Genomic DNA, 22,503 nt, shown 5'->3' on the forward strand with positions numbered 1-22,503 from the left:
TCAGGCCTCATCCATCAACGTCACGAACTGGTCGAACAGGGGCGCGGCGTCGTGCGGGCCCGCCGCCGCCTCCGGGTGGTACTGGACGCTGAACGCGGGCACGTCCACACAGCGCAGGCCCTCGACGGTGCCGTCGTTGGGGCAGTAGTGGCTCACCTCGGCCACGCCGTACGGCGTGTCCAGTTTCTGTCCAGCCTCGCCTTCCAGCGCGAAGCCGTGGTTCTGCGCGGTGATCGCCACGCGGCCGGTGGCCGCCTCGATCACCGGCACGTTGATGCCCCGGTGGCCGTACTGCATCTTGTACGTGCCCATGCCCAGCGCCCGGCCGAGGATCTGGTTGCCGAAGCAGATGCCGAACAGCGGGATCCGGCGCTCCAGCACCTGCTGGGTCAGCGCGATCGCGTGCGCCTGCGTCTGCGGGTCACCGGGGCCGTTGGCCAGGAAGACGCCGTTCGGCTCGACCGCCAGCAGGTCGTCCAGTGTGGACCCGACCGGCAGCACGTGCGTCTCGATGCCGCGCTGGGCCATCATCCGCGGCGTGTTGAACTTGATGCCGAGGTCCAGCGCGGCGACGCGGAACCTGGTCCCGCCGTCCGCGGGGACGACGTAGGTCTCCTTGGTGCTGACCGCGCCCGACAGGTCGGCGCCCGTCATCCCCGGGCTGTCCTTGACGGCCTGGACCATCGAGTCGACGCCGGTCAGCGCGTCGCCCGCGAAGATCGCGGCGCGCATCGCGCCCTGCTCGCGGATGTGCCGCGTGACCGTGCGGGTGTCGACGCCCGAGATCCCGACGATGCCCTGGTTGACGAGCTCGTCGGCGAGCGAGCGGCGCGACCGCCAGTTGGACGGGATCCGCGCCGGGTCGCGCACGACGTAGCCGGCGACGTGGATCTTGCCCGACTCGTCGTCCTCGTCGTTCCACCCGGTGTTGCCGATCTGCGGAGCCGTCGCCACCACGATCTGGCCGTGGTACGACGGGTCGGTCAGCGTCTCCTGGTAGCCGGTCATCGCCGTGCAGAACACGACCTCGCCGAGTGTCGACCCGGTCGCGCCGAACGCCTCACCCCGGAAGACCCGGCCGTCCTCAAGCACCAATGCAGCTGGTGTCACTTCGCCGCTCCTCCTTTGGCCAGGCCGGTCAACGCCTCGACCCAGTCCGCGTACACGTCTTTGTCATCTCCCCGGAAGCCGGTGTCGAGCTCGTGCTCGCCCAGCCGCCAGCGCACGACGAGCAACCCGTCGCGCTTCATCACCTTCCCCGCGATCGCCCGGTCGGTCCTGGCGCTGACCACGGAGTCCGCCGGGATCCACACCCGGTCCGCGCCTTCCCGGTCGAACAGCACGCCGTCGCCGGTCAGCCGCACGGTCGCGGCGGCGCGGAACCCGACGTCCCCGATCGCGACCCGGTCCTGCCAGCTCTTCGCGGTCGTCGTGCTGATGTACACGCCGGTCACGGGCTGGAGCAGGTCACCGGTGAGGTTCTCCGGCGGCGCCGGGAACTCGGGCAGCACCGTGCGCTGCCTGCGTGCGCGGTTGCGGTAGCCCCACCACATCGCCAGCACGCACAGCAGGAAGAACGCCACGACAGCGAGCGTCAGCACGATCCTCATCTGACGGCCTGCCCATCTCGTGCTGTGAGCTTGCCGCGCAGCATCGTCGCCTTGATGACGCCCGGCAACTCCATGCCCTCGTACGGGGTGTTCCCCGCGAGACTGGCCAAACGCGCGGCGTTCACCGTCCACGTCGCCTTCGGGTCGACGAGGACGAGGTTCGCCGGCTCACCCACCGCGATGGGACGGCCGTGGTCGGGCAGCCCGGCGATCTCCGCGGGCCGCTCGCTCATCACCCCGGCCACACCGCGCCAGTCCAGCAACCCGGGCCGGACCATCGTCTGGATGACCACGGACAGGGCGGTCTGCAGGCCGAGCATGCCGGGCCGTGCCGCGGACCACTCGCAGTCCTTGTCCTGCGGGGCGTGCGGGGCGTGGTCCGTGGCGACGCAGTCGATCACGCCGTCGGCCAGCGCCTCCCGCAGCGCCATGGCGTCCGACGACGTGCGCAGCGGCGGGTTGACCTTGTTGACCGGGTCGTACGTGTTCAACCGGTCGTCGTCCAGCAACAGGTGGTGCGGGGTCACTTCGGCGGACACCTGCGTGCCGCGTTGCTTCGCCCAGCGCAGCACGTCCGCGGTCCCGGCTGTGGACACGTGGCACACGTGCAGCCGGGCGCCGACGTGCCCGGCGAGCAGGCAGTCGCGGGCGACGATCGACTCCTCGGCGGCAGCGGGCCACCCGGCGAGACCGAGGCGCGCGGCCGTCGCACCTTCGTGGGCCTGCGCGCCGACGGTCAGCCGCGGTTCCTCGGCGTGCTGCGCGATGAGCACGTCCAAGCCTTTGCTGTACTCCAGCGCGCGGCGCATGATCAACGGGTCCGCGACGCACAGGCCGTCGTCGGAGAAGATCCGCACGTTCGCGTCGCTGCGCGCCATCGCGCCGAGTTCGGCCAGGCGCTCGCCTTTCAGGCCGACCGTGACCGCACCGATCGGGTGGACGTCGACCAGGCCGACCTCGCGTCCGCGCCGCCACACGTGCTCGACGATCACCGGGTTGTCGGCGACCGGGTCCGTGTTGGCCATGGCGAACACAGCGGTGTAGCCACCGAGCGCAGCCGCGGCGGAGCCCGTCTCGATGGTCTCGGTGTCCTCACGGCCCGGCTCGCGCAGGTGCGTGTGCAGGTCGACGAAACCGGGCAGCACGACGAGGCCACGCGCGTCGATGACGTCCCCGCCGTCCGCCTCCGGCGTCCCGATCTCGGCCACGAGACCGTCCTCGATCAGGATGTCGACCGGATCACCCTCGCCGTACGGCACGGCGCCCTTGATCAGCGTCATGCGACTTCCTCTTCTCCGGCGAGCAGGTGGTACAGCACGGCCATGCGGACGTGAACTCCGTTCCGTACTTGGTCGGTGATCGCGGCCCGCGGCGAGTCCGCGACGACGGACGCGATCTCCATGCCGCGCAGCATCGGTCCGGGATGCAGCACGACTGCGTGGTCGGGGAGCAGGCGCATGCGCGCCTCGGACAGACCGTATGCGATGGAGTACTCGCGCGCCGAGGGGAAGAAGCCGCCGTGCATCCGCTCGGCCTGCACGCGCAGCATCATCACGGCGTCCACAGCGGACAGTTCCGCGTCGAGTTCGTGCGACACCGTTACAGGCCAACCGGAAACGCCGGTCGGCAGCAGAGTCGGCGGCGCGACGAGCACCACCTCGGCCCCGAGTGTTGTGAGCAAATGCACGTTGGACCTGGCTACACGGCTGTGCAGCACGTCACCCACGATCGCGACCCGGCGGCCGTCCAGACCGCCGAGGCGTTCCCGCAACGTCGCCGCGTCGAGCAGCGCCTGCGTGGGGTGCTCGTGCGTGCCGTCGCCCGCGTTCACCACCGAGGTGTGCGTGTGCGACAGCCACCCGGCCAGGCGGTGCGCCGCGCCGGATGCGGGGTGGCGGACGATGACGCAGTCCGCGCCCGCGGCGGCCAGCGTGAGAGCCGTGTCGCGCAGCGACTCGCCCTTGCTGACCGACGACCCGCTCGACGACACGTTCACGACGTCCGCGCTCATCCACTTGCCCGCGATCTCGAACGAGACACGGGTGCGGGTCGAGTTCTCGTAGAACATCGTGATGACCGTGCGGCCCCGCAGGGTCGGCAGTTTGCGGATCTCACGCCCCAGCAGCGCCTGCTTGAGCGAGTCCGCGGTGTCCAGTACGGCAGTGGCCGCGTCACGGCTGAGGCCGTCGCAGCTCAGAAGGTGTTTCATCCGACAAGCTCCACGGCGTCGCGGCCGTCCAGTTCCTCGAGCAGCACCTCGATGCCCTCCGACCGGGCGGTGGGCACGTTCTTGCCCACGTAGTCGGCCCGGATGGGCAGTTCGCGGTGACCGCGGTCGACCAGGACCGCCAGTTGCACCGCCCGTGGCCTGCCATGGTCACGCAGCGCATCCAAAGCAGCACGGACTGTTCGGCCCGAATAGAGCACGTCGTCGACGAGGATGACCAGTTTGTCCTCGATACCGCCGTCGGGCAGGCTCGTCGGCTCGAGCGGCCGATTGGGGTGGCGACGCAGGTCGTCGCGGTAAAGCGTGACGTCGAGCACGCCCGTGGGGACGTCGACTCCGCTGAATTCCGCGATGCGTGCGGCCAGACGCTTGGCCAGAGGTGCACCCCTCGTCGGTATGCCGATCAGCACGACTGGAGCAGCGTCGGTACCACCGAGAGTCGTCTTCTCGATGACCTGATGGGCCATTCGGGCGACGGTGCGCGCGACGTCCCCGGCCGAGAGCAGCTCGCGCCGCCCGCCGGGATCCGCCGCGCCACGGGTGCGTGGCACTGGCGTGGACCTCCTTCCCCGCCTCTCCGGACGGGTCGTTAAAGGATGTCAAGGACCCTCGTTACCAGGGTCATCAGGCACGTTACCAGGGCACATGGGTACACCGTCCGGGTGGTATTGACGCCGTTCTCGATACTGCAACTGAGCGAGGTGCTTGACCTGGTGGCCACGGCAAGTAACCATTACTCTGCGTATCGATCTCAGCAGAGACCCGTCGGCTCGCCTTCCCGGCCGCCGGGCGAAGGAAATGGAGAACCGCCACATGGGCGATTACGCCAAGGCGCTAGGGGCCAAGCTCCGTGGCATCCGCCAGCAGCAAGGCCTGTCGTTGCACGGCGTCGAGCAGAAGTCCGGCGGACGCTGGAAGGCAGTCGTCGTCGGCTCGTACGAACGCGGCGACCGTGCGGTGACCGTGCAGAAGCTGGCCGAGCTGGCCGACTTCTACGGGGTACCGGTGGTCGAGCTCCTGCCTGAGGGAAGGGTCCCCTCCGGTGCCGAGCCAGCCACGAAGATCGTCATAAACCTGGAGCGGTTGCAGCAGCTTCCGGCCGAGAAAGTCGGCCCGCTGGCACGCTACGCGGCCACCATCCAGAGTCAGCGAGGAGACTACAACGGCAAGGTTCTGTCCATCCGGACCGAGGACCTGCGGTCACTCGCCATCATCTACGACATGACCCCTGGCGAGCTGACCGAGCAGCTCATCGACTGGGGCGTGCTCCCGCCGGAAGCAAGGCCGTCCAAAGAGGACTGACGAACACCGGCTGCGCGCTGGGGGACCCACAGGGCAGACAGGGTGGCGCGCAGCCGGTCGGCGTTGAGCACGGGGATGCCGAAGGTCGCCCTGCACGGCCTGACCTCGGCACGACGACCTGTCCTGCCTGGTTCGCGCGCCCGCACCTGATGTCGGCCCGCAGCGCCGCCGGCCGTCCAGGCGATCGCGCGCGTCCGGGGCGGGTGCTCTCCTTGCCCGCCGCACCACTCAGCGCTTGCGCGCGGGCCGCGATTCACCCGGCGAGACGGGCGAGCCAGGCTGCGAAGTCTTCCTGGTAATAGAGCCAGTCCCGATCGGTGCTGGGTGCATCGGCACCGGTCAGGATCTTGAGCACCGACCAGGCTTCGAGATCGGTGATGTGGTCGTCCTCAGAGCTGAGCATCTCGCGCTCGGCCCAGCTCGAGATCTCGGCGTTCGTCATCACCGCCCGCGATGAGCCCGTCCGACATCCTGGGCGGCGGCGATCATGTCCGTGCCGAGCGGTTCGAACGGGTCGAACATCCGGGCGAACGGCTGGCCGAGCGCAACGTAGGCGGCGTTCGATGTCCTTGAGGTGCCCGGCGTGGGTGGTCAGCTCGCCAGGGGTGACCACCATCTCGTCACCGGCGCTCATCGGGCTCCCCGCCCTCGTCGTCCCGCAACATCCGCATGTCGTCGAAGTAGTCGTCGTCCGACGCCCGCGGTGACGGGCCCTGCGGGGCGTCGAGTTCCGCGGCCGGGAACGACTCCTCGGCCTCGGTGAGCAGATGCCAGACGACACTCTCGTCCGCGAGACCGGCTGACAGCTCGGTCGTCGCGCGGCGGACTCCTCGATCCTGAGGCCGGTCGGCAGCCCAGTGGACGCCACGGTGACGGTGACCGAGCCGTCCGCCGAGGTCTCGGTGGCGCTCAGCGCGGCGACCTGGTCGGTGACGTCCTTGATCCGGGCCAGGCGATCCTGCCCCCGGTGGTCCCGGACGGTGGCCACCGGCGCGGGTTGCCCGCACAGCTCGCCGAATCCGTCAGAGGGTGGCGCGCAGCCGATCGGCGATCGTGGCGATCCGGCCGAGCAGGCCGTTGACGAACCGCGGCGAGTCGTCGGTCGACAGCATCTTGGCGAGCTGGACTGCCTCGTCGATGGCGACCGCGTCCGGCACGTCCGTGGCCCACAGCAGCTCGTACAGGCCCAGGCGCAGCACCGCGAGGTCGACCGCGGGCATCCGGTCGAGCGTCCAGCCTTCCGAGTGCTCGGCGAGCAGTTCGTCGATACGGGTCAGCTGCGACTGCACGCCCTCCACCAGCGTCACGGTGTAGTCGTTCACCGGTGGCACGTCGGGCGAGCCGACCCGGTCGGCCAGCAGGCTGACCGGGTCGGCTTTCCTGAGCTGCGCTTCGAAGAGCAGGTCGACGGCGCGCTTGCGAGCTTTGCTCCGTGCGCCCATCTCAGCTGGAGACGCGGCCGAGGTAGCGGCCGTCCCTCGTGTCGACCTTGACCTTCTCGCCCGTCGTGACGAACAGCGGCACCTGGATCTCCGCACCGGTCTCCAGGGTCGCCGGCTTCGTGCCGCCCGTGGACCGGTCGCCCTGCAGGCCCGGGTCGGTGTGCTGGATGACCAGCTCCAGCGAGGTCGGCAGCTCGACGTAGAGCGCCACACCCTCGTGCTGGGCCACCGTGACCTCGGTGTTCTCCAGGAGGTAGTTCGCGCCGTCGGCCACGACCTCCTTGCTCACGTGGATCTGCTCGAACGTCTCGCCGTCCATGAACACGAAGTCCGTGCCGTCGGCGTAGAGGTACGTCATCGACCGGCGGTCGACCGTGGCGGTCTCCACCTTGGTGCCCGCGTTGAACGTCTTGTCGACGACCTTTCCGGACAGCACGTGCTTGAGCGTGGTCCGGACGAACGCCGGGCCCTTGCCGGGCTTGACGTGCTGGAACGAAACGACCGACCACAGCTGGTTCTCGAGGTTGAGGACCATTCCGTTCTTCAGGTCGTTGGTGGTGGTGGCCACGGGTTCGACTCTCCTGTTGTCAAGTTCCAGGGCGTGCGCTTGCGTTCACACGACCATGAGTTGCTTGGTGGTCAAGGTGAGGAGCTCGGGACCGGCCTCCCGCACGACAAGCGTGTCCTCGATTCGGACACCGCCCTTGCCTGCCAGGTACACGCCAGGCTCCACGGTGACCGCCATGCCGGCCGAAAGTGTACCTTCACCGGTCTTGGCCAGGCTCGGGGCCTCGTGAATCTGCAGGCCAACGCCATGTCCGAGGCCGTGCAGGAACTCGGCACCGCGACCGGCGCGGTCGATCACGTCACGCGAGGCGGCGTCGATGTCCTTGACGTCCGCGCCGGGCTTCAGCGCCGCGCGGCCCGCGGCCTGCGACTCCGCGACGAGCTCGTAGATCTCCCTCTGCCAGTCCGCGGGTTCGCCGAGCACGACCGTGCGCGTCATGTCCGAGTGGTAGCCGTCGACGAGCGCGCCGAAGTCCATCTTCACGAAGTCGCCGGGCTTGAGGACCGCGTCCGTCGGGCGGTGGTGCGGGATCGCGGAGTTCGCGCCCGCGGCCACGATCGTCTCGAACGACGGCTTCTCCGCGCCGTTGGCCAGCATCCGGTCTTCCAGCTCCCGCGCCACCTCGCGCTCGGTACGCCCGGGGCGCAGGCCACCGTTCGCCATCAGGTCGGCCAGCGCCCGGTCCGCGGCGGCACACGCCATCCGCAGCGCCTCGACCTCGGTGTCGTCCTTGACGATCCGCAGCTTCTCGATCATCCCCGGGGCCCGGATCAGCTCGACGCCCCCGGCCGCGTCGGCCAGGCCGTCCAGCTGCTCGACGGTGACGTGGTGGCTCTCGTACCCGGTCCTGCGGTGCTTGGTCTTCTGCGTGGCCAGCTTGCCGACCAGCGCGGTGGCGCTCGGCCGGTCGATGAGCCGCTCGAGGTCGGGCACCTGCTGCCCGGCCTGCGTCAGGTAGCGGCCGTCGGTGCAGAAGACGGTGTTCTTCTCGTCTGCGGGGCCGTCGGCCGCGCTCACGGCGAGCGCGGCGTTGGAGCCGGTGAAACCGGTCAGGTAGCGGATGTTCAGCAGGTCGACGACGAGCAGGGCGTCCAGCCCGCGCTCTCGGAGCTGGGTACGCAGTGCTTCACGGCGGCGGGCGTAGAGCTCAGACATGCGTTCACCTTAACGTCGGGCCCGATCGGTGGATCACCGTTGCGGCGCACGCTCGTTGTAGGGTCTTGTGGTGCGGTTCTGGCTCATCCGAGGTGGTGTGCTCGCGTTCGTGCTGGCCGGTGCGGATGTCGGGCTCGCCGCAGTGGCCGTGCACGTCAGCTCGCTCGGCGTGATTCGCTCGATCGTGCTCGGTGTCGTCGCCGGGCTCGCCGCGTTGTGGGGCGCGCTCGACGGCTGGCGCAGACTCGGCGACCGGGCGCGGATCTGGGTGCTGGCGTCGATCGTGGCCGGGTTCGGCGGCGGTGTGCTGCGGGTGCTCGGCAAGGCGATCCTCGTCGACGAGACCGGTCTGAGCTCGCTCGGCAGCGCGCTGACGGGTGACGCGGCGTTCGGCGCGCTGGTCATCCTCGTGCCCGCCGGTCTGGGGCTGCTGGTCGGCGGACGGCTGGCTCAGCGCGAGAAGGCCAGCGCCGGTCCGACGGAGTAGCCGTCCCACGCGGCTGGCGGGATGTCGGTGATCTTCGAGGAGTTCGCCCCGATCACGCCGGGCGTGACCGGGTAGACGCGGTTGCCGTCCAGCAGCAGCCCCGCTCCCCTGCCTTCGGCGCGCAGGACTTCGGCGCCTGCCCGGACGTGCGCGGCCACCGGGACGCCGTCCAGCGTCGCGGCGCGCTGCCCGATCACGACGGCACCCATGGCCTCCGCGACCGAGCGGCGGTCGACGCGGAAGATCTGCCCGCCCAGCACCATGTCGAGCGTCCGCTGCGGCGACGGCATCGCGAAGCCCTCCAGCGTGACGAACGCCGACTGCTTGGTCGCGCAGCCGTCGGCCGTGCGCAGATCGAGCCCGAAGCGCCGCAGGTCCGTCGGTTCGGCCTTGTCGCGCGTGGCGCGGATGACGTCGACCGGGACCCGGTCGCACGGGTCGCTCGCGGAGATCGGCGCGTGCCCGTCGGCCCGCCTGGCCAGCCCCGGCCCTTCCTCCCACGGCCCGGGGATCACCACCGGTTCGTACGGGTGGGCGGTGAACTCCCTGTCCCAGAAGGTGATCGTGGTGCCGCCCGCGGTTTCGTGGGCGATGGCGAACGCGTCGAGCGCGTCGATCCACATCCAGTCGGCGCTGAAGGCGTCCACCACGGACCTGTCCCGGCCGTAGCCGGGTTTGAACCCGTGCGCGCCGAGTGCTTCCGCACCGGTGGAGAACGTCGGGTCCTTGGCGCGCACCACGAACTGGCCCGCGCCGTTGTCGTGCGCGCCTTTCGCGTTCGTGTCGGTGAACATCAGGTAGAACCAGCCGTCCAGGTACAGCGCTGACGGTTGTCCCGCGCCGTACGTGTTGCGGCGGCTGACTTCGTACGACGAGCCGACAACCGGCTGGCCGCCCTTCGCACGCGTCCACGACAGCCCGTCCGCGCTGGTGGCGAGGCCGATGGCGTTGCCTGAGCTGTGATCGTTCGGCGCGCCCGTGTAGTACAGGTAATGGGTTCCGTCGACTCTGATCACCGACGGGTCGCACGTGTGCCTGCCGTCAAACCCTTGTCCCGCACCGCCGAACACCGCCCGTGCGGGCGAGAACGGCCCTGCCGGGGTGCCTGCCTCGGCGTAGAGCACGTCGTCGCCCGGCGGTGGGTTGCTGACTAGCTGGCTGCACCACCACATACGGACCCGGTTGCCGTCGACCATCACCGAAGGCGCGTAGTTGTACTGAGCGTTCTCGCCCGCTGCGGCGACAACACCACCGTCCGGGCGCTGGTTGTCGTGGGCCAACGTCCTGGGTGGCGGCGGAGGAGCCGCTGCGGGCGCGGGCGCGGTGGTTTCGGGTGCGCCGCCGATGACAGCGGTCCCGGCGCCGTCAGCTTGTGGCGACGCGTCCGTGCACGACGCCAGCAGCGCCGCACTCAGCAACAGCATCACCACACGACGCACGAACAAAGCCTTCCGTCACCCGGTCGGGCGACAGTCTAAAGGCTTACGCAGTCACCGAGACGGTGTACGTGGCAAAGCGACGTACACCTTGTGCGGCCCGCCGTAGTGCGTTCCTGTGCCGACCTCGACGAACCCGAGGCGACCGGCCAGCCGGTGGCTGGCCTGGTTCCCGTTGTGAACCAACGCCCACACGGCCGGGAGGCGGAGCGTGTGCAGGCCGTGGTCCCTGATGGCGACGGCGGCTTCGGTCGCCAGCCCGCGCCCTTGGTGATCCCGGCCGAGGTACCAGCCGATCTCGGCCACGTCGCCGGCGAGTTCCGCGGACGGCCGCAGGTGGCCGACCCCGACGAGGATGTCGTCCTCGACGAACGCCCAGTGCCCCATGCCCTTGGGCCCGTCGAAGGCCAACCGGCGGTCGATCATGTCGTCGATCCACGTGGCCGGTTTGCCGTCACCCGCGAGGAAACTCGACACTTCCGGGTCGCTGAAGATGTCCCGCACGTCCCTGCGGTCGTCCTCACGCAGCGGCCGGATCACCAGCCGCTCGGTGCGCAACGTGGGCTGCTGGGCGAAGGCGCCCGCCGTGTCGGTACGCGGCAGCAGGACGTGGATCCTGGCCGGTCCGGCGGGCAGGTAGTGGTGATCGGCGATGTCGAGGAACCCGAGATTCCTGGCGAGCCGGACGCTCGGTTCGTTGTCCACGTGGATCAACGCCCAGATCGCGGGCAACCCCAGCCCACGGGTGCCGTAGTCGAGCAGCGTGCGCAACGCCTCGGTCGCGTAGCCCTGACCGGCGTGGGTGCGCGCGATGAACCAGCCGACTTCGACCACCTTGCCGGGCAGGCGATCCGACGGCGTGAACCGGCCGATGCCGATCACCAGGCCGTTCAGGTCGAGCAGCCACGTGCCCATCCCGTTGGGCGATCCCCAGCCGCGCCACCGCTCGAAGCTGGTCACCGCGTTGACCGGGTCGGACATGTCCCTGGTCAGGTACCTGCTGCTGGCCGGGTCCGCGAAGATCCGGACCACCGCGTCCCGGTCGCCTGCGCGCATCGGCCGCAACGTCAACCGGTTGGTCTCGAACGTGGGCTGGCTCATCGCTCAGCGAGCCACCTGATCGCCAGCGGGTAGCCCTGCACGCCGAGGCCGACGATCACGCCGCTGGCCACGGCCGAGATGTAGCTGTGGTGCCGGAACTCCTCGCGTTTGTGCACGTTCGAGATGTGCACTTCGACCAGCGGAGCGGTCAGCATCGCGCAGGCGTCGGCGACCGCGATGGAGTAGTGCGTCCACGCGCCCGCGTTCAGCACGACCGGGGTCCTGCCGTCGGCTGCCTCGTGCAACCAGCCGATCATCTCGCCCTCGTGGTTGGTCTGCCGGACCTCCACGTCTACGCCGAGGTCCTTGCCGGTCTGTTCGCACAGTGCGACCAGGTCGGCGTGCGTGGTGTGGCCGTAGACCGCTGGTTCCCGCGTACCGAGCCTGCCCAGGTTCGGGCCGTTGAGCACCAGGATCCTCACAGCAGCACCCCTCCGTCCGCAGGCTTGGCCGCCACCGCCGAGTACGCGCCCGCCAGCAGCGCGGGGTCGGGCCCTTCCAGCCTGCCCGGCTTGGCCAGCCCGTCGAGCACGACGAACCGCAGCACACCCGATCGGGTTTTCTTGTCGTTGCGCATGCCGTCGATCAGCTGCGGCAACGCGTCCGCATCGTAGCGCGTGGGCAGCCCGATCGATTCCAGCACCGCGCGGTGCCGGTCCGCGGTGGCGTCGTCGAGCCGCCCGGCCAGCCTGGCCAGTTCGGCGACGAACACCATGCCGACGCTGATGGCCGCGCCGTGCCGCCACCGGTAGCGCTCACGCCGTTCGATCGCGTGGCCCAGGGTGTGGCCGTAGTTGAGGATCTCGCGCAGCCCGGACTCACGCAGGTCCTGGCCCACCACGTCCGCCTTGATCTGGATCTTGCGGCGGACGAGCTCGGCGATCACGTCGCCATCCGGGTCGACCGCGGCCTTGGGGTCGGCCTCGACCAGCTCCAGGATCCTCGGGTCGGCGATGAACCCGCCCTTGATCACCTCAGCCATGCCCGCGACGAGTTCGTTGGGCGGCAGCGTGGCCAGCGTCGAGAGGTCCACGAGAACCGCGCTGGGCTCGTGGAAGACGCCGACGAGGTTCTTGCCCGCGTCGGTGTTGATGCCGGTCTTGCCGCCGACCGCCGCGTCGACCATGCCGAGCAGCGTCGTGGGCACGTTGATCAGCCGCACACCGCGCAGCCAGGTCGCGGCGACGAACCCGGCGAGGTCGGTGACCGCGCCGCCGCCGAGACCGACGACGATTCCCTGCCGGTCGAGGCCGATCCGGCCGAGCACCTCCCAGCAGTACCCGGCGACCGGCAGCGCCTTGCCCTCCTCGGCGTCCGGGATCTCGATCCGGTGGGCGTCCACGCCCGCCGCGATGATCTCCGCACGCGCCGCCTCGGCCGTGGTGGTCAGCGTCGGCGGGTGCACGATCACCACCTTGGACGCGCCGCGCACCTTCTCGACCAGGTCACCGAGCAGGCCGCGGCCGATGACGACCTCGTACGGCTGCCCGGTGGCGACGGTGATCCTGACTGGGTCCAACGTTCGTCACCTCACCGGCATGGCCGCGAGGACATCTTCGAGGATGTCCTGGGGGTCGCGGCCGTTCGTCTCCACAGTTGCGTCCGCGACCCGCGTGTAGATGGGCCGCCGTTCAGTCAGCATCTGCCGCAGATGTGCACGCGGGTTGGGCATCAGCCACGGGTGCAGCGCGACGAGACCTTCTCGCTTGAGCAAGTGGTCCAGGTCGACGTCGAGGAACACCACGTGCAGCGGCGCCAGCAGCTCCGGCACGCCGGGCGCGGTCGGGGTGCCGCCGCCGAGCGCCAGCACGCCGTCGTGCTGCGGCAGCACGCGGACCAGCAGCTCGTGCTCCAGTTCCTGGAACCGTTCCCGGCCGAAGTCGACGACCAGGTCGCCCGCTTCCTTGCCGTGCTCGGCCTCCATGTCGTCGTCGAAGTCGCGGAACCCGACACCGAGCCGCTCGGCGGCCAGCTTGCCGATCGTGCTCTTGCCCGATCCGGGCGGTCCGACGAGGACCAGCACCGGCCCGTCGCCGCTCACCAGCGCTCCTCCAGTGCCTTCAGGTATCCGGCCGCGTTGGCCGTGGTCTCGCGCAGCGAGTCACCGCCGAACTTCTCCAGCGCCGCGTCCGCGAGCACCAGCGCGACCATCGATTCGAGCACGACACCGGCCCTCGGCACCGCGCACACGTCCGACCGCTGGTGGATGGCCACGGCGGGCTCGCCGGTGACGACATCCACTGTGGACAGTGCTTTGGGGACGGTCGAGATCGGCTTCATCGCGACGCGGGCTCGCAGCGGCTCGCCGTTGGTCACGCCGCCTTCCAGGCCACCGGCGCGGTTGGACCGGCGGGTCACGCCCTTCGGGCCGCTGCCGCGGTCGATCTCGTCGTGCGCCTTGCTGCCCCAGCGCCGCGCCGTGACGAACCCGTCGCCGATCTCGACGCCCTTCATCGCCTGCACGCCCATCAGCGCACCGGCCAGCCGCGAGTCGAGGCGGCGGTCCCAGTGCACGTAGCTGCCCAGGCCCGGCGGCAGGCCGTACGCGATCACCTCGATCACGCCGCCGACCGTGTCACCCGCCTGCTTGACCGCGTCGACCTCGGCGATCATCGCGTCGGTGGCCTCCTGGCCGAACGCGCGCACCGGGCTCTCGTCGATCGCCGCGAGGTCGGACGGGGTGGGCTCGGGCCCCTCAGGGGCGACCGCCGCGCCGATGGACACGACGTGGCTGATGATCTCGACGCCCAGCAGCTGCCGCAGGAAACCCTTGGCGACCGTGCCCAGTGCCGTGCGGGCCGCGGTTTCCCTGGCGCTCGCGCGCTCGAGCACGGGACGGGCCTCGTCGAAGCCGTACTTCTGCATGCCCGGCAGGTCCGCGTGGCCGGGGCGGGGCCGGGTGAGGGGCTCGTTGCGGGCCAGACCGGCCAGTTCGGCCGAGTCGACCGGGTCGGCCGCCATGACCTTCTCCCACTTCGGCCACTCGGAGTTCTCGATCCTGACCGCGATCGGGCCGCCCTGGGTGCGGCCGTGCCGCACGCCACCGAGGAACTCGACAGCGTCGGTCTCGAAGCCCATCCGCGGGCTGCGCCCGAAGCCGAGGCGACGGCGGGCCAACTGGCCCGTCAGGTCCTCCGTGGTGACCTCGACCCCGGCCACCATTCCCTCGAGCACGGCGACAAGGGCCGGGCCGTGCGATTCCCCAGCGGTTATCCAGCGCAGCACAGGCAGATCCTTTCACGTCGCGGGAGCTCATCCCCACCCTGGGGGCGGTTGTCCAGCTGCGAGCGCACGCCGGAATCGCCCAGGACTGCGCACCCCGTGTTCGCGGTCTCGCAGCTGCTCGTGCCAGGAGCTGATGGTCGCGTGCCCGTCGTGCGGCCACAGCTTGAGGTCGACGCACCACAGGCCGCGGGAGCGGTCGACGGTGACCTCGACGTGGAATCGTTCGTCCCTGACATGTTCAACAGGACACCGCAGGCCTCTCTCGTCGCGGTATCGGAAACCCCCAGCAGCCCTGCCTCGCGCGGCAGCGCGGCGGCCGGCGCCCGCGGCCAGTTCCGCTGCTCGACCAGGTCCTGCTCCACTCCGGTACTCCACCACGGCCGCGAGGTGGCCGGCACGCTATTTCCAGCGGACACGTCAAGTACCGCTCGCGTCCTGCGAGGCCGTCCAGGCTTCGCGGTGCCGCCGCAGGCCGTCGATGATCAGGCCGAGCCCGGTGAAGAACTCCTCGGCGTAGGCGTAGCCGGGTTTCATGGCGTGCTCGGCGATCATCTCGGCGAGGTGCGGGAACTCGTCGCGGGGCAAGTCGTCCATGATCGAACCGGCCACGTCCGCCAGGCCGTCCGACGACGTGAACGGCAGGCTGAGCTGCTGGATGACGTACCCGTAGATGTAGCTGTCGAGCACCGACATGGCGTGTGCCGCGCCGGCGATCGAGAAGCCCGCGGACCGCAGGCAGCCGATCACCGCGTTGTGGTGCCGCAGCGTCGCGTAGCCGGGGCTTGTCCGTGAGTCCATCAGGCTGATCGCCCACGGGTGGCGGACCAGCGCGTCACGCATCGACGCCGCCCGCCCTCGCATCGATTCCTGCCAATCGGCACTGCCGGACGGGAGTTCGATCTCGCCGAAGACCTGATCGACCATGCCGTCGAGGATCAGGTCCTTGTTGCGGAAGTGGTGGTACAGCGACATGGCCTCGACGCCGAGCCGCTCGGCAAGCTTGCGCATGCTCGGCACACCGGACCCCGCCTCGTCCGCCAGCGCGACGGCAGCCTGGAGCACCGCCTCCTTGGTGAGCGCGGCACGCCGCGACGGCTCCGCCTTGTCAGCCACGAGGTTCTCCCTGTTCGACGGCCCGGATCGCTTGACAAGCTTACACCGTAAGGCTGTACCTTACGATGTAAGGGCGACTGAGGAGCGGATCATGAGAAAACCCGGCAGAGGCAGAAGACTGTGTGTTGTCGGCGCGTCCGGGAAGCTCGGGCGCTACATGGTGCGGCACGCACTGGACCGCGAATACGAGGTCGTGGGCGTGTGCCGCGAGCAGAGCGTGGACAAGCTCGCCGAGTTCGACGGCCGCATCACGGTGATCCCCGGACCGACCAACGACCAAGCGGTGATCGCACGCGCGGTCACCGGATGCGACGCCGTGCTCACGGTGCTGGTGCCGTGGGGACGCGACCACTACGCCTCCGGCACCGCCCAGGCCGTGCTCGACCACGCACAGCTGGAAGCCAGGTTGGTGTTCTCCTGCGGCTGGCACATCTCCCGTGACGGGAAAGACGTGTACGGCAGGAAGTTCAAGGCGTACGCGGCCGTGTTCGGCAAGCTGGCGAAGCTCGCCCGGGTCGCGGACGTGGACGACCAGGTGGAGGCGTGCCGGCGGATCTTCGGCAGCGACACCCGCTGGACGGTCGTGCGCGGCAGCGACCTGGAAGAAGGTGAAAGCCAAGGACTGCCGGTGTGGAGCCACCACGTGGGCGACCCAGTCCTGGCGAGCAACCTGACCCGCCGCGTGGACTACGCCCGATTCATGGTCGAAGCAGTGGACGACGACACACTCGTCCACGAAGCCCCGGCCATCGTTGGACGGCTGACCCCGTCGGCCCTCGCCCACAGTCAGGCGTGAGCACGTGTCGCCGACCAAGCTCGCGCGGATCGCAGGCGCGCTGTACCTGGTCGTCGCCGCGACCACGATCTTCGCCGGACTCGTGAACTCCCGCGTGATAGAGCCGGGGAGGACGGCGGCCAACATCGCCGGCTCGGCCGCCCTCTACCGCGCGGGGCTCGTCAGCGAACTGGTGGGAGCGGTGTTCTTCCTGCTGACAGGCATGGCCTTGTACCAGTTGCTGAAGCACGTCAACCACATGGCCGCCACCGCGATGGTCACCTTCGTCGCGGTGAGCGTCGCGATGCAGAGCCTGAACCTCCTCAACCAGCACACAGCACTGACGATCGCCACCAGCCAGGACGGATCCGCCACGCTGGCGACGCTGTTCGCGGACATGCGGCACACAGGATTCGTGATCTCCCAGACCTACTTCGGCCTGTGGCTGCTGCCGCTGGGCTACCTGGTGGTCAAATCCGGCTACTTCCCCAAGGCACTGGGCATCCTGGTGATGGTCGGATGCGCAGGGCACCTCGTCGACGTGTTCACTCGCCTGCTCGCACCAGGGCTGGGCGCGGACATCTCACCGTTCGCCATGACCCCAGCAGCGATCGCGGAACTCTCGTTCGTCGCCTGGCTGCTGATCAGGGCCGTACGAGTACCCCAGACGGATCCACGGCTCCCCGCCCGGGTCGCAATACCCTGAGGCGCAGCCGCCACATGGTGGTGCGGGGCGATGTCGTGGGCGAGAGGGTCTTGCCCACCAGGTCGGCTCACGAGGCTCACGCCAGGACGGGTCCGAGCAGTCCGGACATCAAGCCGGGCGGCACGCTGGTGCACCACTTGACCACGTTGGCCAGCAGCCTGACCGCTCGCCCAGCGCTCCTCCTTGTCCAAGGCCAGCAGCGGTGTACGGCCCGCCGGGACCATCCAGCCCGACACCAGGTCGCCTTCTACATGCCGCAACATGCTGCGATCCTCAGCCGCCTTGCGCTGAGCACGGCATACCGCGCAGCGGCGACCCTCGGACCGGACGACCGTTTCCGCCCTGTCCGCGCCCAGACCGAGCTGACCAGTCCCGGACCGGGCAGCCACTTCCAGCCTGCCCACGCCCAGACCCAGCCGGTTAGCCCCAAACCAGACAGCCACTTCCACCCTGCCCACACCCAGACCCACCCGACCAGGCCCAGGGCGCCAGTGCCCCGGCCACGTGGGGCCGCGGTCGTCGAGGCAGCCGATCGGCTGGACGCCGGTGATCTGTGCCCGCCATCACCCCTTTCACCGTGTCGCTATTGGTTCTTAGCTGTCGACGCTGGCAAGCTGGCTGCTCACCGCCAAGGCACCCGCCGGCCCCGGCTGGTTTCCCGCGGACCTGGCCTGAGCTCAAACCAGGCGTGGCCGCTCGTCTGGATCCGCAGTCGTGGCGGGGAATCATCCATCGAGTGGCACGGGCCGAGCGACAGATCGTTTCGCGGCTGTCCCTCGCCGCCGAATCGCCGCCGTGGTGCGGGCACGGAAATCCCGGCGATCTGCCCAGGCGACCGGCTCGATCCGGTTGCAGGACAGCAGGATCAGTGCCCCGCTGAACATAACCGGAGCGCCCCTCACCGAACCGGGGCCGCGCGCCGACGCGCCCGCCGTTTCTGTCCACTCCCCGGCTGAAGGTCGCACAGCAACACAGCGATCCTCTGCCAAGAACCGACCCGCACTGCGATCGTCCGGCCGCCGACGTGAGATCTCCCCACTCCTCCATGGTCAAGCTGTCAGCACAGTGTTGCGAGGGTCAGGAGCGGGCCGCCATGCTGTTCGTGTACGGCGACTACCGTGGCCGGAGGCTTGCCGATCTCGCTGATCGACCGATCAGCCCACTACCGCCTCCCATGTCATCCTCGATCCTGCCTGACATCCCGCGACGCCCCAGCCCCGCCATGCATGCCTGTCTTGGTGCCGCTGCGAGGTGACTCCTGAAACCGGCTCGACAGCCGACCACAGTGGCCTTCGCCGTCCAACGACGCACGCGCCTCCCCTGCCGGAGTCAGCGGGTCATGACACCGATGGTGAAGGTAACTCCGCGCCTACCGGCAGGAAAGCCAGTAACCACGTGGCAGCAAGCAAACCTGGGCCATGCGGCACGCGATCTGTGTAGCGGCCGAGGGAAACGGCACGCAGTGCGAGCGTGATCACGGCTGCCAGGGACAACCCTGCCGACAGCGCGAACCAGCTCACCGAGCCGAGGATCGCTCCCAGACTGCCGGACAGCTTGACATCGCCGCCGCCCAGTGCGGACGGCGCGAGCCAGCGGACAGTCGCGTGTAGACATACGAACAGCGCCGCGCCGAGCAAGGCCCGCTGCCAGCTGCCCGCGATGGCAAGCAGCACACCGAACACCGGGTACGCGGCGTACGTCAGCGCGTCGGGCAACCGGCCGTGCAGGAGATCCGTGGTGGTAAGCAGGACCGCGAACCACGACAGGGCAAGGATCACGAGCAGCCACGCGGCCGGTACGTGTGCCAGGCCGGCCAACGCCCAGAGGATGGCGCACGTGCCTTCGCACCAGCCCGGCCGTACTTGCGCGCCGCGCCGCAACCGGCGCAGGAGCACGCGGCCGAGGGCTCCGGCCAGGAAACCTCCGATCAGGAGGGAGAGGACCAGTGCCATGGCCTTAGCGTGCCGAGGGTCGGATGTTTTGGCCAGCGAATCGGTCGACTTGATTGAGGCGATGGGATCACCGCTTCGATTTCAGGCCGGTTTCGCCCAGGTCAGCGAGTATCTCCAGAGGATGTGACGGCGGTACTCCACACCGGGCAGCAGTTCGGTGGCGAGACGGCGCATCCCCGAGTAGGTCTCCGGTGGCGGCCAGGATGTGGGCGACGGGTGTTCCCAATAGCCCTTGGAACGCCGGTGGACACTGTTGGCCACCACCGCAGCGAGTTCGTACGGCAGGTCACGCGCCTCAGATCGCGCGCAACCGACGATCACCATGGTTCCGCCGGGCCGCAACAGGGAGCTGAGTCGCGTGAGCGCCGCCTTGGCGTCCATGTGGTGCAGCGTGGCCACCGACGCGATGAAATCGAACGACGACGAGAACTCGTGCTCGAGGACGTCACCGACGACGTAGGAGATGTCGTCGCCGAACCGCCTGGCCAGGTCGACACTCGGCTGGTCGAGATCCACGCCCGTCACAGCGGGCACTTTCGCCCGCAACGCGCGGGCGAGCGTGCCCTCGCCGCATCCGACGTCCAGTGCGTTACGCGCGGAGGCGGGCACGGCGGACAGGACCACCGGGTGGTAGTGGATGTTGTGGTTCCAGCGCTCTCGCATGATCAAGGGTGCCACAGGAACAGCGGATCACCGGCCGCCACGGGCCCGTCGGGAGCGAACCCGGTCAGCGCGTCGCTTCCCGCGTCGAGCGCCACCACTGGGCAAATCGGTGAATATCCCGCGGCCGCCACCGTCTCCGGTTCCCATCCGATGACTGGCTGACCGGATCGCACGGATTCACCTTTGACCACGTGCAGTGAGAAACTCTCACCCTTCATCTTTACTGTGTCAATTCCCAGGTGAACCAATACCGCCTGCCCACTCGGCCCGGCGACTACGAAAGCGTGCGGGTGGAGTGTGACCACGACCCCGTCGATTGGCGACACGACATCAGCGGCAGCAGAATCCGGTTCCACGGCGACACCGGGGCCGACCATCGCCTTGGCGAATACCGGGTCGGGCACGGCGGTGAGCGGCACGACCGACCCGGACGCCGGGCTGAGGACGCGAACTGTCACAGCAGGTCCTCGATGTCGCTGGCGATCGTGTCGGCTTCGGGACCGACCACGATCTGCACGGCTGCGCCCATCCGGACAACACCGTGCACACCCAATGCACGCAATGCCGCCTCGTTGACGAGCGAATCGTCCTCCAGTTCACACCGCAGGCGCGTGATACACGGCTCCAGCTCGATCACATTGTCCGCTCCGCCGATAGCCGCCAGTATCTTCGCCGCCCGCTCGTCTGCCATCCTTGTCCCTCTCAGTTGTGCACCCTGCGCAATTTGTACGCGCGATATACCGACCGAGTCACGCATCGACACAAAGCTGTAACGGACGTTGACACTCAACACCCGTCAGGCGCATAGTCCCGCACCTACCTGGTCTAGACCAGGGTGGTTTTGAACGCGTCAGGACACCCGGCCCCGACACGGGAGACATCCAGTGAGCGCACCACAGATCCAACAATCCGGCCGTGGCCTCGCCGGTTTACAACGCTTCGCGCGAAGCCTCATGCTACCGATCGCCGCACTGCCCGCCGCCGCACTGCTGTCGCGCCTCGGCTACATCGACGGCAGCGGCAAGGGGCAGGGCGAGCTGATCGCGGCCATTCCCGGCAAGTTCTTCGACGAGGCCGCGCGGGTGATCGGCGCGGGCGGGGACGCGCTGTTCCAGTTCCTGCCGCTGCTGTTCGCGATCGGCATCGCGATCGGTTACGCCCGGCGCGCGGACGGGTCGGCCGCGCTGGCCGCGGCCGTCGGGTACCTGGTGTTCCACAACGTGCTGATGGCGATCGTCGACCCGGCGCTGACCGAGGGCCGCAACTTCATGAACGGCCCGTACGGCGTGCTCGGCGGCATCGTCGCCGGTCTGGTCACCGCGGGCCTCTGGACCCGGTTCCACCGCATCAAGTTGCCGCCGTACCTGGCGTTCTTCGGCGGCAGGCGGTTCGTGCCGATCATCACGGCGGTGACCATGCTGGTCGTCGGCGTGATCCTCGGCCTGGTCTACAGCTGGTTCAACACCGGGCTGACCCACGTCGGCGAAGCGGTTTCCGGGTCCACTGTCGTCGGGGCAGGGATCTACGGTGCGCTCAACCGCTTCCTGATCCCGTTCGGCCTGCACCACATCATCAACTCGTTCGTGTGGTTCGTGTTCGGCGAGACCAACGGCGTCACGGGTGACCTCAACCGGTTCTTCGCCGGTGACCCGAACGCGGGCACGTTCATGTCCGGCTTCTTCCCCATCTTCATGTTCGCGCTGCCCGCCGCGGCGCTGGCGATCTACCACACGGCCAGGCCGGAGAACCGCAAGCTGGTCGGTGGCCTGATGCTGGCCGCCGCGCTCGCGTCGTTCCTGACCGGTGTCACCGAGCCGCTGGAGTTCGCCTTCATCTTCGTCGCGTGGCCGTTGCTGATCGTGCACGCCGTGCTCACCGGCGTCTCACTCGCGGTGACCAACGCGCTGGGGGTGCACGACGGGTTCGGGTTCTCCGCCGGGGCCATCGACTACGTGCTGAACTGGAACCTCGCGACGAAACCGTGGCTGATCATCCCGATCGGGCTGGTGTTCGCGGTGATCTACTACTCGGTGTTCCGTTTCGTCATCACCAAGTGGAACCTGCGCACACCGGGCCGGGAAGCGGAACCGCTGGACACCGAGACGACGATGGACGCGCCGACCGAGCGGGTCAGGATGACGCACAACCCGCCGCCGTCACCGGGCCGACGTGTTTGAGGTCAGGGTCCGGGTGGCCAGCAAGGTCGGCCTGCACGCCAGGCCGGCCGCGCTGATCGCCCGGCTCGCCGCCGAGCAGCCGGTCACCGTGACCATCCGCAAGGAAGGCGGCGAGCCGGTGCCCGCCGCGAGTCTGCTCAACCTGATGACGCTCGGCGCGATGCACGGCGACGAGGTCATCCTCGCCGCGGAAGGCGACGCCGCGCAGTCCAGTGTGGACAAGGTGGCCGAGTTGATCGAGTCCGATGAGGACTCGGCGTGAAGCGGTGGTGTCCCGGCGCATGGCAAGGCGCCGCACCAGCGAGCCCGAATGGTTCGTACGCGAACGACATGCGAGAACTCCCCCCGATAGCCAGTGCTGCCGGGAGGAGCAAACGACTTGTTCAGCGCCCGAGTTTGCGCCGAGTGGTGGTCCGCTGAGCCGCCGCAGCGACCGTTCCGACAGCCGCGACCGCGCCGAACAACAGGAAGAACCCGGCAAAGAACACGGCCATGACGACAAGCACGGCCGCCAGCATGCCCATGGTCAACGCTGTACCCACGCACACCCTCCGTTCACCGATC

The 22,503-nt window shown here is 69.1% G+C and carries 28 protein-coding genes; 6 read left to right on the top strand and 22 right to left on the bottom strand.

Features of this window, described 5'->3' with window-relative positions; genetic code table 11:
• Genes carA through pyrR form a run of 5 tightly spaced genes read right to left on the bottom strand, consistent with a single transcriptional unit; the run spans position 1 to position 4,388 of the window.
• A complete protein-coding gene (carA, locus tag AOZ06_RS36695; protein ID WP_236951860.1) occupies positions 1-1,110 on the bottom strand; it encodes a glutamine-hydrolyzing carbamoyl-phosphate synthase small subunit in 1,110 nt (369 codons plus the stop codon).
• A complete protein-coding gene (locus AOZ06_RS36700) occupies positions 1,107-1,610 on the bottom strand; it encodes a PH-like domain-containing protein (protein WP_054293576.1) in 504 nt (167 codons plus the stop codon). Before AOZ06_RS36700 ends, carA begins: the two co-directional genes overlap by 4 nt.
• Positions 1,607-2,890, bottom strand: a complete 1,284-nt coding sequence (locus tag AOZ06_RS36705; protein ID WP_054293577.1) for a dihydroorotase — start codon at positions 2,888-2,890, stop codon at positions 1,607-1,609. Before AOZ06_RS36705 ends, AOZ06_RS36700 begins: the two co-directional genes overlap by 4 nt.
• The gene (locus AOZ06_RS36710; RefSeq protein ID WP_054293578.1) at positions 2,887-3,819 is read right to left on the bottom strand and encodes an aspartate carbamoyltransferase catalytic subunit; all 933 of its coding nucleotides are present in this window, start codon (positions 3,817-3,819) and stop codon (positions 2,887-2,889) included. The genes AOZ06_RS36705 and AOZ06_RS36710 overlap by 4 nt, the downstream gene beginning before the upstream one ends.
• Complete coding sequence (gene pyrR, locus AOZ06_RS36715; RefSeq protein ID WP_054293579.1) at positions 3,816-4,388, bottom strand: bifunctional pyr operon transcriptional regulator/uracil phosphoribosyltransferase PyrR; 573 nt, start codon at positions 4,386-4,388, stop codon at positions 3,816-3,818. Before pyrR ends, AOZ06_RS36710 begins: the two co-directional genes overlap by 4 nt.
• A gap of 262 nt (positions 4,389-4,650) precedes the next feature.
• Here pyrR and bldD point away from each other — a divergent pair, with 262 nt between their 5' ends.
• The gene (bldD, locus tag AOZ06_RS36720; protein ID WP_003096372.1) at positions 4,651-5,139 is read left to right on the top strand and encodes a transcriptional regulator BldD; all 489 of its coding nucleotides are present in this window, start codon (positions 4,651-4,653) and stop codon (positions 5,137-5,139) included.
• 253 nt (positions 5,140-5,392) lie between these two features.
• Here the strand turns inward: bldD and AOZ06_RS36725 are convergent, their stop codons facing one another.
• From AOZ06_RS36725 to AOZ06_RS36740, 5 genes are all read right to left on the bottom strand, one after another.
• A complete protein-coding gene (locus AOZ06_RS36725; protein WP_054293580.1) occupies positions 5,393-5,581 on the bottom strand; it encodes a hypothetical protein in 189 nt (62 codons plus the stop codon).
• A gap of 178 nt (positions 5,582-5,759) precedes the next feature.
• Positions 5,760-6,146 (bottom strand): hypothetical protein, encoded by a 387-nt coding sequence (locus AOZ06_RS57085; RefSeq protein WP_157233452.1) that lies wholly within the window; start codon positions 6,144-6,146, stop codon positions 5,760-5,762.
• 15 nt (positions 6,147-6,161) lie between these two features.
• A complete protein-coding gene (gene nusB / locus AOZ06_RS36730; protein ID WP_054293581.1) occupies positions 6,162-6,581 on the bottom strand; it encodes a transcription antitermination factor NusB in 420 nt (139 codons plus the stop codon).
• 1 nt (position 6,582) lies between these two features.
• A complete protein-coding gene (gene efp, locus AOZ06_RS36735; RefSeq protein WP_257721437.1) occupies positions 6,583-7,149 on the bottom strand; it encodes an elongation factor P in 567 nt (188 codons plus the stop codon).
• Positions 7,150-7,194: 45 nt separating this feature from the next.
• On the bottom strand, positions 7,195-8,304 hold the full coding sequence (locus AOZ06_RS36740; protein ID WP_054293582.1) for an aminopeptidase P family protein: 1,110 nt from the start codon (positions 8,302-8,304) through the stop codon (positions 7,195-7,197).
• Between the two features lie 70 nt (positions 8,305-8,374).
• Here AOZ06_RS36740 and AOZ06_RS36745 point away from each other — a divergent pair, with 70 nt between their 5' ends.
• Positions 8,375-8,791, top strand: a complete 417-nt coding sequence (locus AOZ06_RS36745; protein WP_054297188.1) for a hypothetical protein — start codon at positions 8,375-8,377, stop codon at positions 8,789-8,791.
• Here the strand turns inward: AOZ06_RS36745 and AOZ06_RS36750 are convergent.
• The 7 genes from AOZ06_RS36750 to AOZ06_RS36780 form a co-directional block, all read right to left on the bottom strand.
• On the bottom strand, positions 8,755-10,221 hold the full coding sequence (locus AOZ06_RS36750) for a glycoside hydrolase family protein (RefSeq protein WP_054293583.1): 1,467 nt from the start codon (positions 10,219-10,221) through the stop codon (positions 8,755-8,757). The two genes, AOZ06_RS36745 and AOZ06_RS36750, sit on opposite strands and share 37 nt — an antisense overlap.
• Before the next feature lie 60 nt (positions 10,222-10,281).
• Positions 10,282-11,328 carry a GNAT family N-acetyltransferase gene (locus AOZ06_RS54960; RefSeq protein ID WP_083472172.1) on the bottom strand — a complete coding sequence of 349 codons (1,047 nt, stop codon included), beginning with the start codon at positions 11,326-11,328 and terminating at the stop codon, positions 10,282-10,284.
• Complete coding sequence (gene aroQ / locus AOZ06_RS36760; RefSeq protein WP_054293584.1) at positions 11,325-11,750, bottom strand: type II 3-dehydroquinate dehydratase; 426 nt, start codon at positions 11,748-11,750, stop codon at positions 11,325-11,327. Before aroQ ends, AOZ06_RS54960 begins: the two co-directional genes overlap by 4 nt.
• On the bottom strand, positions 11,747-12,847 hold the full coding sequence (gene aroB / locus AOZ06_RS36765; protein WP_054293585.1) for a 3-dehydroquinate synthase: 1,101 nt from the start codon (positions 12,845-12,847) through the stop codon (positions 11,747-11,749). The genes aroQ and aroB overlap by 4 nt, the downstream gene beginning before the upstream one ends.
• A gap of 6 nt (positions 12,848-12,853) precedes the next feature.
• Positions 12,854-13,369 carry a shikimate kinase gene (locus AOZ06_RS36770; protein ID WP_218921842.1) on the bottom strand — a complete coding sequence of 172 codons (516 nt, stop codon included), beginning with the start codon at positions 13,367-13,369 and terminating at the stop codon, positions 12,854-12,856.
• Positions 13,366-14,553 (bottom strand): chorismate synthase, encoded by a 1,188-nt coding sequence (gene aroC / locus AOZ06_RS36775; RefSeq protein ID WP_054293587.1) that lies wholly within the window; start codon positions 14,551-14,553, stop codon positions 13,366-13,368. The genes AOZ06_RS36770 and aroC overlap by 4 nt, the downstream gene beginning before the upstream one ends.
• Positions 14,554-14,970: 417 nt before the next feature.
• Positions 14,971-15,666: a TetR/AcrR family transcriptional regulator gene (locus AOZ06_RS36780; protein ID WP_054293588.1), complete on the bottom strand. Its 696-nt coding sequence runs from the start codon at positions 15,664-15,666 to the stop codon at positions 14,971-14,973.
• Positions 15,667-15,757: 91 nt separating this feature from the next.
• On the opposite strand from AOZ06_RS36780, the gene AOZ06_RS36785 reads away from it, so the two are divergent.
• Together AOZ06_RS36785 and AOZ06_RS36790 are read left to right on the top strand one after the other, a co-directional pair.
• Complete coding sequence (locus AOZ06_RS36785) at positions 15,758-16,462, top strand: NAD(P)-dependent oxidoreductase (RefSeq protein ID WP_054293589.1); 705 nt, start codon at positions 15,758-15,760, stop codon at positions 16,460-16,462.
• A gap of 4 nt (positions 16,463-16,466) precedes the next feature.
• Positions 16,467-17,147 (top strand): DUF4386 domain-containing protein, encoded by a 681-nt coding sequence (locus AOZ06_RS36790; RefSeq protein WP_054293590.1) that lies wholly within the window; start codon positions 16,467-16,469, stop codon positions 17,145-17,147.
• Positions 17,148-18,484: 1,337 nt separating this feature from the next.
• Here AOZ06_RS36790 and AOZ06_RS36795 read toward each other — a convergent pair.
• The 4 genes from AOZ06_RS36795 to AOZ06_RS36810 all read right to left on the bottom strand — a co-directional run bounded on the left by AOZ06_RS36795 (position 18,485) and on the right by AOZ06_RS36810 (position 20,453).
• Positions 18,485-19,099 (bottom strand): prepilin peptidase, encoded by a 615-nt coding sequence (locus AOZ06_RS36795; RefSeq protein ID WP_054293591.1) that lies wholly within the window; start codon positions 19,097-19,099, stop codon positions 18,485-18,487.
• An 81-nt stretch (positions 19,100-19,180) separates the two neighbouring features.
• A complete protein-coding gene (locus AOZ06_RS36800) occupies positions 19,181-19,762 on the bottom strand; it encodes a class I SAM-dependent methyltransferase (RefSeq protein WP_054293592.1) in 582 nt (193 codons plus the stop codon).
• A 2-nt stretch (positions 19,763-19,764) separates the two neighbouring features.
• Complete coding sequence (locus AOZ06_RS36805) at positions 19,765-20,220, bottom strand: PTS sugar transporter subunit IIA (RefSeq protein ID WP_054293593.1); 456 nt, start codon at positions 20,218-20,220, stop codon at positions 19,765-19,767.
• The gene (locus tag AOZ06_RS36810) at positions 20,217-20,453 is read right to left on the bottom strand and encodes a PTS sugar transporter subunit IIB (protein WP_054293594.1); all 237 of its coding nucleotides are present in this window, start codon (positions 20,451-20,453) and stop codon (positions 20,217-20,219) included. The genes AOZ06_RS36805 and AOZ06_RS36810 overlap by 4 nt, the downstream gene beginning before the upstream one ends.
• Before the next feature lie 262 nt (positions 20,454-20,715).
• On the opposite strand from AOZ06_RS36810, the gene AOZ06_RS36815 reads away from it, so the two are divergent.
• Positions 20,716-21,939: a PTS transporter subunit EIIC gene (locus tag AOZ06_RS36815; protein ID WP_054293595.1), complete on the top strand. Its 1,224-nt coding sequence runs from the start codon at positions 20,716-20,718 to the stop codon at positions 21,937-21,939.
• Positions 21,932-22,201: an HPr family phosphocarrier protein gene (locus AOZ06_RS36820; RefSeq protein ID WP_054293596.1), complete on the top strand. Its 270-nt coding sequence runs from the start codon at positions 21,932-21,934 to the stop codon at positions 22,199-22,201. Before AOZ06_RS36815 ends, AOZ06_RS36820 begins: the two co-directional genes overlap by 8 nt.
• Before the next feature lie 121 nt (positions 22,202-22,322).
• On the opposite strand, the gene AOZ06_RS36825 is transcribed toward AOZ06_RS36820, so the two are convergent.
• Positions 22,323-22,481, bottom strand: a complete 159-nt coding sequence (locus AOZ06_RS36825; RefSeq protein WP_157233453.1) for a hypothetical protein — start codon at positions 22,479-22,481, stop codon at positions 22,323-22,325.
• Between the last annotated feature and the right edge of the window lie 22 nt (positions 22,482-22,503).

This window comes from Kibdelosporangium phytohabitans, assembly GCF_001302585.1.
Taxonomy (GTDB): Bacteria; Actinomycetota; Actinomycetes; order Mycobacteriales; family Pseudonocardiaceae; genus Kibdelosporangium; species Kibdelosporangium phytohabitans.